Raw genomic sequence first — 13,718 nt, 5'->3', positions numbered from 1 at the left:
ATGCATATAGGCAAGGCAAAAATTTTGCTATTTAGTTGTTCTAAATGAGAAATTTTTAACGACGCTAATATGGTATTTCACCCTTCAAATTGGTTGGAGAGTTAATGCAATTGGTATTATTACTTGGGAGGGGGGAAGCTCCGTGGTATAACGAAGCTCTATCGCTGTAAAAACCAACAAATACTATGACCAAAAACAATAAACAAACCATTGTTATCAAGCTCGGCACAAGTGTCTTAACTGCAGGCAGTCAGACCTTAAACAAACCCAGACTTGTTGAGCTGGTAAGGCAGTGTGTAACGTTACGTCAAGCTGGTCATCAGGTCATTGTTGTATCTAGCGGTGCTGTTGCTGCTGGGCGCGGTGTATTGCAGCAACAAATTGGTCATTCACTCGCTGAAAAACAGATGTTGGCTGCGATTGGGCAAGGTCAATTAATCCATTTATGGCAGTCATTATTTAGCATTTACGACGTAAATGTGGCGCAAATGCTACTGACACGAGCTGATCTTGAGCACCGCGAACGCTATCTAACTGCACGGGATATGCTCACTAAGCTTCTAGAGCATCATGTCGTGCCGATCATCAACGAAAACGATGCAGTGGCAACGTCTGAAATAAAAGTTGGCGATAACGATAACCTCTCAGCCTACGTCGCAATTTTAGCAAATGCCGATAAATTGGTATTACTCACCGATCAACATGGTCTATTTACCGCAGATCCCAGAGCCAATCCAGATGCGCAGTTGATAGAGCAAGTAACACATATAAACGACGAACTTAGAGCACTAGCGGGTGGCAGTGGCACACAACTTGGCACGGGTGGTATGGCGACTAAGTTGCAAGCCGCCGACATCGCACAACGAGCAGGCGTTGATGTCGTGATAGCAAAAGGCAGCGAATATGACATTTTACCGCAAGTACTCAACCAAACTGCACCAAGCACGACGTTTTTGAAGTTTGACGCGCCGGTTGGAGGACGCAAGCGCTGGTTGCTGTCAGGCCCTAAATCAACCGGTAAAATAATTTGTGATAGTGGTGCAATCAATGCGGTATGTAATCAAGGAGCAAGTTTACTAGCAAAAGGCATAGTATCGATTGAAGGACAATTTAAACGTGGTGAGCTGGTTCAAGTGTTTTGCCAACAAGGCATGCTACAGGCGCAAGGTTTAACTAGCTTAAGTAATCAAGAGCTTGGTTTGGTAATTGGCCGTCATAGTAGTGAATTTGCGCAATGCCTCGGCTTTGAAAGTGCTGAGGAGATCATCCACCGTGATAATTTGGTGCTCTTGAATCAACATAGCCAACAAGAGGCGTTAAATTAGCTTATAAATTACAGTAAATTCAGATAGCTGTTCTACACTTATCAAGAGTCAATTTTATTGAGAGGCCTTGAATGTCGATTAGCTATTCACCTTGTGGTCACGAACTTACTTTAGAGCTTTTGGCGAAAAAGAGTGAACTGGTGTTAACACAGGCACTTGAGCGGGTGATCTCTGATGTTTGTGAGGAAAGTTACGCGTTTTATTTCAGTAAAAGCCTATCGGAAAAAGAAGTCCCCAAGTCCATATTTGTGAGCCATCGCGACTTTTGTGTTGTGGTGGGGCCGGTAGATGCCGTGGTGGATAAATTACAGCAGCGCCAAGATGACAAGCACCTCATTCAATACCACGGCGATAGTGTTATCCCGTTTTATCACCAAGCTCAGCTCGTTGGTTTTTTATATATAGAAGGCCAAGTAAACCTCACCACTGCGACTTTAATGAAGCACTTACTCACTGTGTTTGCGCATCAAATGGCCACATTGCACTTTGCTCGTATCGATCCGCTCTCCGAGCTACTCAATCGCCAAACGTTTGATGAAAAAGTCATGGAAATAACCAATGGGGATGGGTTTACGGTATGCCGTGATGACGGCGAAGACCGCAAGTGGTATTTAGCGATGGTAGATATCGATCACTTTAAACAGGTGAATGACAATTTTGGCCATGTGATTGGCGATGAAGTGATCCTGCTGGTAGCGCAAAAGATTAAAGCTAACTTTAGAGCAGAAGACTATGTGTTTCGCTATGGCGGAGAGGAGTTTGCGGTGCTATTTCAAAGTCGCAATGATGACTCTGCTGCAGTAGCACTTGAGCGCTTGAGAAGTACAGTAGCTTCCAGCCGATTTCCGCAAGTAGAGCATGTTTCTGTGAGCCTAGGTTTTACTGAAGTGGTCGATACATTACAAGTTTCTGAGCAAGTTCATAAAGCCGATCTTGCGCTTTATCACTCAAAAGAAAATGGCAGAAACCAAGTTACAAACTACCTCGCTTTAGGGTTAGCTGAATCACAATACGCATGTGCAGAAATAGAGTTGTTTTAAGCTCCGCTTATATATAGCGCTTAAAGATTATGCTAAACTCCCCACCCTATTTTTTAGCGAATTTAGCAAAAGGCTTGGGAAACGTTATGCAATTTGTAAGATGGTTTTTAGGACGTCTGATTTTACTTTTTGATTTTATTTTTACCCCGCGCAGTAAAAAACGTGCCGCAGAACAACAGCAAAAGCTAGATGCTATGACGGCAAACTTAAAGTTATACCAATTTAAGGCATGTCCATTTTGCGTAAAAGTGCGCCGCGCTGCCAAGCGTGAAGGGCTTAAGCTTGAAACTCGTGATGCCAAAAATGATGAGCAATATCGCCAAGAGCTGCTAGAGCAGGGCGGTAAAGTGAAGGTGCCATGCTTGCGAATCGAAGAGCAAGGCGAAGTTACTTGGTTATACGAATCCAGTGACATTGTTGCTTATCTAGAAAAGCTGGAAAAAGCAGCTTAATTGACGCGCCTTACTATGCGCTAATCAGGCGCTATGCTAGCATAGCGCCATTAATCGACTAATCCATTTTTAAGAGAATTTTGATGACTATCCGTACTCGTGTCGCACCCTCTCCAACCGGTGATCCGCATTTAGGAACGGCTTATATTGCCTTATTCAACTATTGCTTTGCCAAGCAGCAAGGTGGTGAGTTTGTATTACGAATTGAAGATACCGATCAGGTACGTAGTACTGTTGAATCTGAGCAAGCTATCATGGACAGCCTGCGCTGGTTAGGGCTTGACTGGGATCATGGTCCGGATGTGGGTGGCGAGTTTGGTCCATACCGTCAATCAGAGCGTTCTGACTTATATAAAAAATTTGCACAGCAGCTTGTAGATGATGGCAAAGCGTTTTACTGCTTTGCAACGGCTGAAGAGCTAGACCAAATGCGTGAAGAGCAGATGGCAGAAGGCTTACGTCCTAAATACGATGGCCGTGGCTTACGTTTATCTGAAGAAGAAGTAAAAGCAAACCTTGAAGCAGGCAAGCCTTACGTAATTCGCATGAAAATCCCAGAAGAAGGTACGTTTAAGTTTAACGATTACCTTCGTGGTGAAATTGAGATCCCATGGGAAAACGTAGACATGCAAGTTTTGTTGAAAGCCGACGGCTTCCCAACTTACTTCCTTGCAAACGTAGTAGATGACCATCACATGGAGATTAGCCATATCTTCCGTGGTGAAGAGTGGATCAACTCTGCGCCTAAACTACTAAAATTGTACGAAGACTTCGGCTGGGAAGCACCTGTACTTGGTCACCTACCGCTACTTCGTAACCCTGATAAGTCTAAGCTGTCAAAGCGTAAAAACCCAACTTCAATTAACTACTACAAAGAAATGGGTTTCTTACCAGAAGCACTGCTTAACTATTTAGGTCGTATGGGTTGGTCAATGCCGGATGAGCGTGAAAAGTTCACTTTGGCTGAGATGATTGAACATTTTGATATGAAGCGCGTATCGCTTGGTGGGCCTATCTTTGATATTGACAAGCTTAACTGGTTAAACGGTCTGTGGATCCGCGAAAACCTAACCGATGCAGAACTTATCCAGCGCTTTGTCGACTGGAAGTTTAACGGTGATATGTTGGCTCGCGTACTTCCTGAAGCCAAGGCGCGTATCAACACGCTATCTGATTTGGTGGGGCTAGCAGGTCACTTTGTGGCGGGCTTACCTGAATACGATCCCGCGTTATTAACGGCTGGTAAAGCGGACGAAGAAGTGGTTCGTCAGGCACTGCAATTCTTTATTTGGGAATTGGAAAAGCTGCGTACGTGGAACAAATCTGAGATCTTCTCTATTGCAAAGGCTGTGGCGACACACCATGAGTTAAAGATCAAAGAGTTCCTAGAGCCTATCTTCGTTGCTATTACTGGCAAAACCTCATCGACTTCAGTAGTAGATGCGATGGAAGTGTTAGGTTCAGACCTTTCTCGTGCGCGTTTAAGAGTGGCACTAGAGCATATTGGTGTATCTAAAAAGCAAGCGAAAAAGCTTGAAAAAGCATACCGTGAGTACCCGTCTATTGCATAATAGCGAGACCGTATTGCAAAAGCCGCTGATGTAGCGGCTTTTTTATTGTTTGAAATGTTTCGTGTTTACCGCTTTCCTTGTGCTATCAACACATCAAGAGACTGCTTTAATAGTTGAATTTGCTCCATACTTAAGCCTGCTTTTGCCATCATTTGTGCTGGGATACAATCGCATGATTGCTCGAGGATTTTACCTGCTTCGGTTAAGTGAATGAAGGTTTGTCGTTCATCATCAGGATTTTTGCTACGGGTAACGAGGCCACGCTCTGCTAAGCGCTTAAGGAGCGGTGTTAGGGTATTGCTATTGAGTTCAGCTCGCTCGCCTATTTCTTTCACGAGCTGTCCGTCTTGTTCCCATAAAATCAATAACACTATATATTGTGGATATGTAAGCCCAACCTCTTTGAGTAACGGCTGATAAAGTCGGGTGACCTGTCTTGATGCATTATATAGCCGAAAACAGATCTGGTTATCGAGATTGAGCTGCGGATTAGATTGACTCATTTAGTAACTTTTCAATATCTTTGGCTATTTGTTCAGGTTTGGTGATTGGGGCATAGCGCTTAATGGGTTCACCTTGCTGGTTAAATAAAAACTTAGTGAAATTCCATTTGATTTTATTACCAAATAGCCCAGGAAGCGCGGACTTTAGGTATTGATAAAGTGGGTGTGCTTTATCGCCATTAACCTCAATCTTTTCCATCATCTGAAAATCAACACCATAGTTGATTAAGCAGCCTTCTTGAATTTGTTTTGCATCACCGGGTTCTTGCTTACCAAACTGATTGCAGGGAAAGCCGATGATCACAAGTCCCTTATCTGCGTATTTTTGGTGTAGCTCTTGTAGTCCTTCATATTGTGGTGTTAATCCACACTCACTGGCGGTGTTAACAATAAGCACAGCTTTGCCTTGTAAGTCGGTAAAGTGATATGCCTGACCTTGTAATGTGTTTGCTTCAAACTGATAGAGTGTCGTCATCTTTAATCTTTTGTGATTTAATCGTGCGCGACTTAATTTAGATTAAGTTTGGCCCTTGTGCAACAGCTGTTGAAATTATTTTTCAGGAATATGTTGATATTTGGCGCTTAGCATCGCAAGCCGCCTGGTGATCAATGCGTGATCTTGCTTGGGGAGATATTTTAAGTGTGTGGTTAAGTAGGTACTGGTGGAATACAGCGCACGGATCATCTGGTTGGCCTTTTCGATAAATGCGCGTGTTTCTTGGGTATGACTACAAGCAATATGGCCTTCAAGATGAGGAAGGTTATTTGCAATCGGTAATGAACCCACAAGATGAGCTTTGTCCTTCGGAAAGCTCTGCTGAAAAATAGCGGGGTAGGCCAATATAAAGTCGACCTTACCTGCACTGAACTGCTCCATAATAGTTTGTGCTGAGGTTTTATACGGTCTAATGGCAACATTTTTGGGTTCAAGTAGCGCTAATGCGGAGTCAATAGTATTGCCATAAGATTTGCCGACCTCTTTGATGATGGTGGCCTGTGGATAGTAAGCCATTAAACTTGCAAGCGACTTTAGCTTACCCGTGCTATTCACAAGGCTGGAATCCATCGGGGTGTGTTGTTTGAAATAATATAATCTATGGCTTGGGTATAGGTGAATGGGGATGGTAAATAAGAAAGCTTGCTGGCGACTTGGTGTTTTTAGGCGAGATACAGCGCATACGGGCTCTTCACTTGCTAGTAATTGGTTAAGTTTGGTTGGGGTGACAATGTTAAAGTCAAAGTAATCCCGGCCAAACTGGTTTAAAAGTAAGTTGTTGGTATCTGACTCTAAACTATGAGCTTGTCTGGTAAAAAGCCTTTGTTCATCGGCAGGTTCATTCGAGATCAGCAATATTTTTGCGTTGCAGCACGCACCAGATAACAGCAGCATTAGCAGTAAATATTTCATTATTGCTCCAACCCAGTAAAGCAAGCACCAATTTACTATAGAACATTATTACTCTGAGCAGCGAAGTTTGCTGCAAAAACATGTCTAAAAGCCTAACAAACATCAGACGGATGTATATAAATTGGACGCAAAATACGGTGCCAAATCAAGATAAGCGGTTATTTCACCTTAACTCTTTGTACTGAGTTTTATAACCTGTCATCATTGCAATGATTTTTACCTATGGGGCAAATAAACGATGACCAAAGTGTGGGATGGATTTATCCGCGGGTTTCACTGGCTGCTCGTAGCAGGACTAGTAACCTTATATATTACCGGTGAAGAGGGTATGATGGATCTTCACTTTGTTACTGGCTATTTATTATTAGCACTGATGGCTGCACGATTAATTTGGGGTGTCATTGGTAGTCAAACCGCTAAATTAAGCGCGTTATTTCATTCACCTAAAGCAATTTTATCGGCCATTAAAACAAAACAAAGCCATGTAGGGCATAATCCTGCGGGAAGCTTGATGGTGCTGCTATTTTTTGTGCTGATCCTTGTTCAGCTCGTATCAGGCTTGATGACAACCGATGATATTTTGGTGGAAGGGCCACTTGCACAATATGTATCTTACGACTTAGTTGAATTAGCAGGCGATATACATCACACCAACATTGAGCTGTTAATTGCCGCCATTGCACTGCATATATTTGCTATTGTGGTGTATCGCCTAAGAGGTCAAAACCTAGTAAAGACGTTAGTAACTGGCAAGCAGGAAAATGTAGTTAGCACACCTGTCATGAAATCGGGTGTTGTTGCATACCTAATCTTTATTGCGCTTTCTGCTTTGTTACTCTTTACTTGGGGCGCTGAGCCACTACAAGGGTTAATGTAACTTAACCCTTTAGTATCAAGTCAGGTCAATGTAATATTTGTTAACAGATTATCGTAACAGATATGACCTCTATTTCAGAAAATTCTGGTAACATGGCGCAGTTTTATCTTAGAGGTTAGAGAAAAGTAGCGATGTTAGAGCCGTATTATCAACAGCAAGCAAATGAGATCACCATTACCAGAGAGCAGGGGAGTTTATTTGCAAAAGGAGTCGCGGACGACTACAACCCATTGCACGACATCGATGCAAAGAAGTTTTGTGTACCGGGTGATCTACTTTTCTCCTTAGTGTTAAAGCACTACGGCTTAAGCGAGAATATGGAATTTAGCTTTGTGGGCATGGTGGATGAAACGACAACGCTCATATTGCCAGAAGGTGCTGCACAATTCGATATTACCGCAAATGATAAAGTGATGCTGTCCGTGTCGCGCACTGGTGAAACCAGTAATTGCCCAACACTCATCAATAGTTTGACTAGAAATTACGTTGAATTTTCTGGCACCACTTTCCCTCATGTGATCATCCCATTGATGGGTGAGCAAGAAGTAATGATTAATCCTGCAAGGCCAATGGTGATTTACGAATCTATGTCTATTCATATGGATGATATATCGGTAACGGAAGTAGCATTGGAAGCGGCTACGCCAGAGTTTAGCTACGAAGGCAAACGCGGCAAGATCAACCTGCGTTTTAACTTGCTGTCTAACGGTACTAAAGTCGGTTATGGTGAAAAGCACATGTTAGTTTCAGGGATCCGTGAGTATTGTCAGCAAACTGTTGATGACTTGATTGCTTATTACAACGATAGAAAAGTCGCATTAAAGCCATAATCTCTCAGTACACGCTGGCGTATCCGTCAGCGTGCTGTCTGTATTGCTTTCTTTTTAAACAATAATTCATCCTCTCTTCAGCTGTCCGCTATACTGTTTAGATAACATTGTAATTGAACGAAATGGTATCACTGTGCCGTATGCAGATTTGCTCAAACCAGAATCCTCGCAACAAACATTATTAAAATGGCAAAAAACGGTCGATTTAATGGCAAAGATTTTTTCGGCGCCTGCTGCGTTTGTCGTGCAAAAAAAAGAAGATGGTTTTGCAGTGATGATTGCAAGTGACCAAGAAGAAAATCCGTATCCTGCTGGTGGTTTTATTCCGCAAGAAACCAATATTTTCTGTAAGCATGTCGTTGCTAATAACCGTAATTTATACGAGCAAAATGGCAGTGCAAACCGTCAATGGGACGATAACCCTGAGGTTGCCGTTGATGGTTTTGAGTCATACTTGGGCGTGCCCATTCACTGGCCCAACGGAAAGTCGTTTGGCACTTTGTGTGTGATGGATTTTAAGCCTACAAATTACAACGCTTCGTTGGTCGAGTTTATAGAGCACTTACGCGATATGTTAGAAGATGATTTGGTGATGATTGAGCGTTATAGCAAAATAAAAGCCATTGCAATGCAAGACCCGTTGACTGAAGTGTTGAATCGTCGCGCGACCGAAATACTCGGTGAACATAAGCGTGATATTGTCTTGAAACTGGGTGGTGCGCTTTACTGTATTTTTCTTGATTTAGATGGTTTTAAGCCGATAAATGACAGCTATGGTCATAAAATCGGTGATCAAGTGTTACAAAGTTTGGCTGAAGCATTGAAGGCCACAAGTAGCGAAGATGATATTATCGGGCGTTATGGCGGTGATGAATTCTTGGCTATTGTACAACGAGATAATGAAGAAGCCGTAAACGACTTCATTTTTCAAAGTGAGGCTAATTTCTATCAAGCGTTAAAAGAGAAAAAGCTTCCTAAATGTGGGTTTTCTGCAGGGTTTGCCAAGTGTGAAAGTAAGTTTGAAAGCATGGCTAGCTTATTTGCTCGAGCAGACAAACATATGTATCAGAAAAAGACGACCTAGAGTGCTGACGATTAGCATTTTCCTTAAAATTAATTCCCATACTTGCCGTCTACTAAACAGAGCGCCGGGCTCTATTAACAATTTGTCTTTTGAAAATAAAAACGGCGCTGAGTAGCGCCGTTTTTGTGAGAGTTAACTCTAGTTGCTAGCACTTACCATTGGTAAGTTGCAGTTAATGCGATGTTTCGGCGACTGCCATAAGAGCATGATGTCGCGCCACATGAAGCGATAACCTTTTTGTCAGTTAGGTTACGTACGTTCAGTGCAAAGCGCCATTGTGCCAGATCGTAACTTGCCATGGCATCAAACAGGGTGTAACCCTCAACGGTTTTAGGTGCTTTTTCACCAGTACCTTTGTTACTTCCTGTGTAACGTGCACCTAAACCTACTGTGAAGTCGTCAGTAAGTTGATAGTCACTCCAGATATTAAACTGATGCTTTGAAACGGCTTTATCCTGTTTGCCCACTTCGTCAGCAAGTCTTGGATCTAGACCACTTTCAGTGACATCCGCTTTTGGAATATAAGCGTAAGAAGCGGTTAAGTTCATTTTTTCAGTTGGTTGCACAAAGGCATCAACCTCTAAACCGCGCACAACGACGGCACCCGTTTGTTTGTAGCCAGCAGGTTCGGTTGTCCATACCCACTGAGTGAAGTCACTACGTTCAATCTCAAATACCGCTGCACTATAGCTTGAAGTTGAGTTCTTTGGTTGATAGCGCACACCGGTTTCGTATTGTTTACCTGTTTCAGGTGAGAAAGGGCGAGCGGTAGCAGGGTCAACATTGGTCGTCGGTGCAAAAGATTCAGAGTAGCTAAAATAAGGAGCTAAGCCGTTATCAGCTAAATAAACAACACCTGCGCGAGCACTAAATTCTCTGTCTGTACGCACTGATGTCGGGTCTACTTGGCCTTCTAGCGTCTCATTTTTTAGCTTTGCTTCATCCCAACGACCAGCCAAAGAAATGATGATCTTCTCATTAATTTTGATTTGGTCTTGGATATAAATACCAAACTGCTCTAGCTTGGAAATACCCTTGATGTTAGGTTCAGGCTGGATCACGCTTGAGCCGTAAGTCGGGTTAAATATATCAAGATCAGCTAACACACCGCCGTAGCGCGCTCTCACTTCAATCTCAGTATCTTGATAATCGGCACCAATGAGTAAGGTATGCTCTACGTTACCGTGTGAAAATTGACCGATCAAATGCGTGTCGATAGTTGCGCCGCTGACTTCCTCTTTACTTGATAGTGGAGTACGGGCTAAGTAACGGAAGTTTTCAGGGTCATTTGGGTTATCAGCATTTTTCTGTGCCCATTTACCCCAAATGATGCCATAGTCAACGTCAAATTCCGCATAGCGTGCGTGTTGCTTGATTTGCCAGCTGTCATTGAAATGATACTCGCCTTTATAACCAACTACCCACTGCTCTTGGTTGTAGCGGTTGAAATCAGGCTCACCAATCAATGTTGAAAACGGGATTTGGCCGTTAGGGTTAGGTAAAATAGTACCTGTTGTTGGGTAGGCGTGCCAAGCAGCGCCAGACTCAATGTCGTAGTACTGTGAGTAAAAGGTGATTTTCCCTTGGCTACTTGGTTGCCAAGTCATTGATAGGGCTAAGTAGTCGCGATTGTTTTCTAGTGGATCGGTACTCAAATCAGATTTTTTGGTTAAGCCCGTCACGCGATATAAATACTCGCTGTCGTCGTCAATTGGACCAGACATATCAACGGCTAGTTGTTTTAGGCTGTTATTGCCAAGCTTGATCTGCAGCTCATTTTGCGAAAATGGCGTTGGCATTTTACTAACTAGGTTAACGACGCCACCCGGACCATTTTGACCATATAATACCGAAGAAGGGCCTTTAAGAATTTCTATACGCTCCATACCGTAGCTTTCGGTCTGCCATAAACCCCAGTTACCACTGTTACGGATCTGTAGACCATCTTGATAGAAACCTGGTGCATAAGCATCAAAGCCACGAATGTATAACCAATCGTATTGTGGTAAGTCACCCCAAGGTGCGGTATTTACACCTGCGGTATATGATAATGCTTCTGTCACACGCGTTGCACCGATGGCTTCAATTTTATCTGCGGTGACAACATTGATAGTTTGTGGCACTTCAATTATTGCGACATCGATTTTTGAGCCAGTTGCACTGCGGCGTGCATTGTAACCTTCAACCGGACCTGTTGCCGTTTCTTGGTCGGCATCAGCATTGACGGTAACCGCTTTTAGTTTGCTTGGCGAGTTACCTTCAGCATGTGCAGTTGATACCAGTGTTAAACCTAAAATGGCGGCAGCAATGGGTGATAGGGTTAACAATGGGGTTGAGCGTTGTTGTTTCACAAAGACTCCTTATTATTTTTGAGAAGCAGATTTATTTATGAGGTGATTGAGCAGAGCTTTTCTCAACCACCCGTTTTAGTTCGAGGCTAGTCCACTAGCGTCGTGTTATCAGTAACTGGAGGCGTTGATGTTTTTTGGTGTAAATCCTTAATAAACGTAAATTCACTTTAGGATTACGTACAGTGACTAGGTCTTTTGAAAAGAAAATTTGCATGTGATTGTTTTCGAAAATCATACTTTTATGCTATGACAGCTCTGGCTGACGTTCCACATATATAAAGCGTGATTAGCTCAGTCCGTTAGGCCTTGCCCGAGGGCCTGCTAAGCATCGAGAACGACAGGGCGCTATTAATACCTATTAGTCTTCATATTTGCTCAATTTGAAGGAACAAATCAGACACTAACTGTGTTAAAAATTTTCTCGCCTCAAAATAGATCACTTAATTAAGCGAATTGGTATGGCTAATCAGAAGCCCAACTAAAACTATATTTTGGATTAGACGAGTGAGAATGTAATTTGTTTAAACATTTATGAAATTAATTCGTATTTAAGCTTGTTGACGAGATCCTTCGCTGTTTAGTGCTTAATCTCTGCCTGTTGCACCGTGTTAAAAAAGCTAAATTCAGTCTATTTATCTATTTTCATAGCGCTATAACAAGGCGACACCCCGCTTAGCGCTATCTTGGTTTTTATTACTTGGTTTGTGTTACAAAGTTCAGCGAGTTAACGCCCGATTGCTGCGCCAGTGCCATAACCTCGACTATTTTTTCATAGTGGACTTTGGCAGCCCCTTGCAATTGGATAGGAGGCTGCGGTGATTGTGCAGCAACTTCAACTAAGCGTTGTTGAAGTTGCGCGAGCGTAATGGCTTGCTGTTGCCATTGAATATCACCATTCGCTTGTACTATTAAAGAGACGCTGTCGGGCAATATCTCTGCGCTGGTTTCTTGCAAGGCTGCTTTGGGCAGCTCCACTTCAATGGACTGAGTGATCACAGGCATGGTGATAATAAAAATGATCAGCAATACCAACATCACATCCACAAGTGGTGTCATGTTTATTTCAGCCATGACCTCTTCGTCATCTTCAAACCCCTGACCAAACGCCATTATTTACCTCCTACGGTCTTAAATACAGGGCGCTTTGCGTTTGCACTTGGTGCAGAGCCCATCAGTAAGAATGCATGTAATTCGTGAGCAAAGTGATTCAGGCGGTTCACGACACGTTTGTTGCCCCGGGTGAGTGCGTTGTAACCCAATACCGCTGGGATAGCGACGGCAAGGCCAAAAGCGGTCATAATTAATGCTTCACCCACAGGGCCTGCCACTTTGTCGATACTTGCTTGGCCACTAACGCCAATGCTGATCAGGGCATGGTAAATACCCCATACTGTGCCAAACAAGCCGATAAAGGGCGCGGTGGCACCAATGGAAGCAAGTATCGCTAGGTTACTCTGTAGTTCCGATTTACTTTCGTCAATAGAAGTCCGTAAGCTGGCTGTTAACCATTCCGCGATAGGCAAATTACCATGCAAATCGTCTTTGTGTTGTTCATGATGTGCCTTGGCATGCATGCCTTCGTTGACCAGTGTACTAAAGGGCGTTGCTTGGCCTGTTGGAGTTTCGAGTAATAAAATACCTGACTGCACATCTTGTGCGTGCCAAAACTGCTTGGAGCCAACAAGTGGCTGTTTTAATTTATAAAGCTTAATGCCTTTAATTAATATGACGCACCAAGTTGCGATTGACATAAACAGCAAACTAAACGCTACTGCTTTAATGACGATATCGCTTTGTGCCCACATGGCGGCGATTCCGTATGGGTTCTCCATGACTGTTCCTTATTTAATTTAATGCAAAATTGACAGGCTGTAGGTACCAATAACCGATCGCTTGTCCGTCTTGAGTTGCCGGTTGGTATTGCCAGTGCTTTACAGTTGCTTTTGCAGACTGATCTAGGCGACCGTGGCCACTCGACTCATGTATTTCTATCTCAGAGACGCTGCCGTCCGCTTCAATATAAATTTTTAATAAGACTGTCCCTTGCTCTTTAAATTTACGGGATAATCTTGGGTAAATAGGTGCCGGATTGTTTAATGCATTAGCGTCACTCATGTGCGGCAATACAAGTCCTGGCGGTAAACTCGGATCTTGAGGGGGGGTTGCCGTCTCAGCTGTGTTACTAACATCTTTTTGTTCTGGTTGGACTGCGGATCTGACTGGAGCTGGCTCTACAACAGCCTTTGGCTCTACAATAGGCTCAGGCTCTACAACAGG

At 43.3% G+C, this 13,718-nt stretch carries 15 protein-coding genes; 7 read left to right on the top strand and 8 right to left on the bottom strand.

Annotation, left to right across the window (positions count from 1 at the left end; all coding sequences use genetic code 11):
- Positions 1 to 185: 185 nt before the first annotated feature.
- The 4 genes from proB to gltX all read left to right on the top strand — a co-directional run bounded on the left by proB (position 186) and on the right by gltX (position 4,388).
- Positions 186 to 1,325: a glutamate 5-kinase gene (proB, locus tag CWC03_RS01755; protein WP_138580340.1), complete on the top strand. Its 1,140-nt coding sequence runs from the start codon at positions 186 to 188 to the stop codon at positions 1,323 to 1,325.
- 71 nt (positions 1,326 to 1,396) lie between these two features.
- Positions 1,397 to 2,365: a GGDEF domain-containing protein gene (locus CWC03_RS01750; RefSeq protein ID WP_138580339.1), complete on the top strand. Its 969-nt coding sequence runs from the start codon at positions 1,397 to 1,399 to the stop codon at positions 2,363 to 2,365.
- Positions 2,366 to 2,451: 86 nt separating this feature from the next.
- Positions 2,452 to 2,817 carry a glutaredoxin family protein gene (locus CWC03_RS01745; protein ID WP_171040190.1) on the top strand — a complete coding sequence of 122 codons (366 nt, stop codon included), beginning with the start codon at positions 2,452 to 2,454 and terminating at the stop codon, positions 2,815 to 2,817.
- An 83-nt stretch (positions 2,818 to 2,900) separates the two neighbouring features.
- Positions 2,901 to 4,388, top strand: a complete 1,488-nt coding sequence (gltX, locus tag CWC03_RS01740) for a glutamate--tRNA ligase (RefSeq protein ID WP_099031972.1) — start codon at positions 2,901 to 2,903, stop codon at positions 4,386 to 4,388.
- 65 nt (positions 4,389 to 4,453) lie between these two features.
- Here gltX and CWC03_RS01735 read toward each other — a convergent pair whose 3' ends face one another.
- The 3 genes from CWC03_RS01735 to CWC03_RS01725 form a co-directional block, all read right to left on the bottom strand.
- Positions 4,454 to 4,891: a MarR family winged helix-turn-helix transcriptional regulator gene (locus CWC03_RS01735; RefSeq protein WP_138580337.1), complete on the bottom strand. Its 438-nt coding sequence runs from the start codon at positions 4,889 to 4,891 to the stop codon at positions 4,454 to 4,456.
- On the bottom strand, positions 4,878 to 5,366 hold the full coding sequence (locus tag CWC03_RS01730) for a glutathione peroxidase (protein WP_138580336.1): 489 nt from the start codon (positions 5,364 to 5,366) through the stop codon (positions 4,878 to 4,880). The genes CWC03_RS01735 and CWC03_RS01730 overlap by 14 nt, the downstream gene beginning before the upstream one ends.
- 75 nt (positions 5,367 to 5,441) lie before the next feature.
- On the bottom strand, positions 5,442 to 6,299 hold the full coding sequence (locus tag CWC03_RS01725) for a transporter substrate-binding domain-containing protein (protein WP_138580335.1): 858 nt from the start codon (positions 6,297 to 6,299) through the stop codon (positions 5,442 to 5,444).
- A 238-nt stretch (positions 6,300 to 6,537) separates the two neighbouring features.
- On the opposite strand from CWC03_RS01725, the gene CWC03_RS01720 reads away from it, so the two are divergent.
- The 3 genes from CWC03_RS01720 to CWC03_RS01710 all read left to right on the top strand — a co-directional run bounded on the left by CWC03_RS01720 (position 6,538) and on the right by CWC03_RS01710 (position 9,090).
- Positions 6,538 to 7,176 (top strand): cytochrome b/b6 domain-containing protein, encoded by a 639-nt coding sequence (locus CWC03_RS01720; RefSeq protein ID WP_138580334.1) that lies wholly within the window; start codon positions 6,538 to 6,540, stop codon positions 7,174 to 7,176.
- A gap of 131 nt (positions 7,177 to 7,307) precedes the next feature.
- On the top strand, positions 7,308 to 8,006 hold the full coding sequence (locus CWC03_RS01715; RefSeq protein ID WP_138580333.1) for a DUF3581 family protein: 699 nt from the start codon (positions 7,308 to 7,310) through the stop codon (positions 8,004 to 8,006).
- A 133-nt stretch (positions 8,007 to 8,139) separates the two neighbouring features.
- The gene (locus tag CWC03_RS01710) at positions 8,140 to 9,090 is read left to right on the top strand and encodes a sensor domain-containing diguanylate cyclase (RefSeq protein WP_138580332.1); all 951 of its coding nucleotides are present in this window, start codon (positions 8,140 to 8,142) and stop codon (positions 9,088 to 9,090) included.
- A 152-nt stretch (positions 9,091 to 9,242) separates the two neighbouring features.
- On the opposite strand, the gene CWC03_RS01705 is transcribed toward CWC03_RS01710, so the two are convergent.
- The 5 genes from CWC03_RS01705 to CWC03_RS01685 form a co-directional block, all read right to left on the bottom strand.
- A complete protein-coding gene (locus tag CWC03_RS01705) occupies positions 9,243 to 11,441 on the bottom strand; it encodes a TonB-dependent siderophore receptor (protein WP_138580331.1) in 2,199 nt (732 codons plus the stop codon).
- 94 nt (positions 11,442 to 11,535) lie between these two features.
- Positions 11,536 to 11,655 (bottom strand): hypothetical protein, encoded by a 120-nt coding sequence (locus CWC03_RS23950; protein WP_502705364.1) that lies wholly within the window; start codon positions 11,653 to 11,655, stop codon positions 11,536 to 11,538.
- A gap of 479 nt (positions 11,656 to 12,134) precedes the next feature.
- Positions 12,135 to 12,551 carry an ExbD/TolR family protein gene (locus tag CWC03_RS01695; RefSeq protein WP_138580329.1) on the bottom strand — a complete coding sequence of 139 codons (417 nt, stop codon included), beginning with the start codon at positions 12,549 to 12,551 and terminating at the stop codon, positions 12,135 to 12,137.
- A complete protein-coding gene (locus CWC03_RS01690; protein ID WP_138580328.1) occupies positions 12,551 to 13,273 on the bottom strand; it encodes a MotA/TolQ/ExbB proton channel family protein in 723 nt (240 codons plus the stop codon). Before CWC03_RS01690 ends, CWC03_RS01695 begins: the two co-directional genes overlap by 1 nt.
- 13 nt (positions 13,274 to 13,286) lie before the next feature.
- Positions 13,287 to 13,718 (bottom strand): energy transducer TonB (locus CWC03_RS01685; RefSeq protein WP_138580327.1); only part of this gene is annotated, 432 nt, incomplete at its 5' end.

The organism is Pseudoalteromonas sp. S2755 (assembly GCF_005886535.1).
Classification (GTDB): domain Bacteria; phylum Pseudomonadota; class Gammaproteobacteria; order Enterobacterales; family Alteromonadaceae; genus Pseudoalteromonas.
Note: the sequence above shows the minus strand (reverse complement) of the source record. Positions and strands in the feature narration are given on the sequence as shown.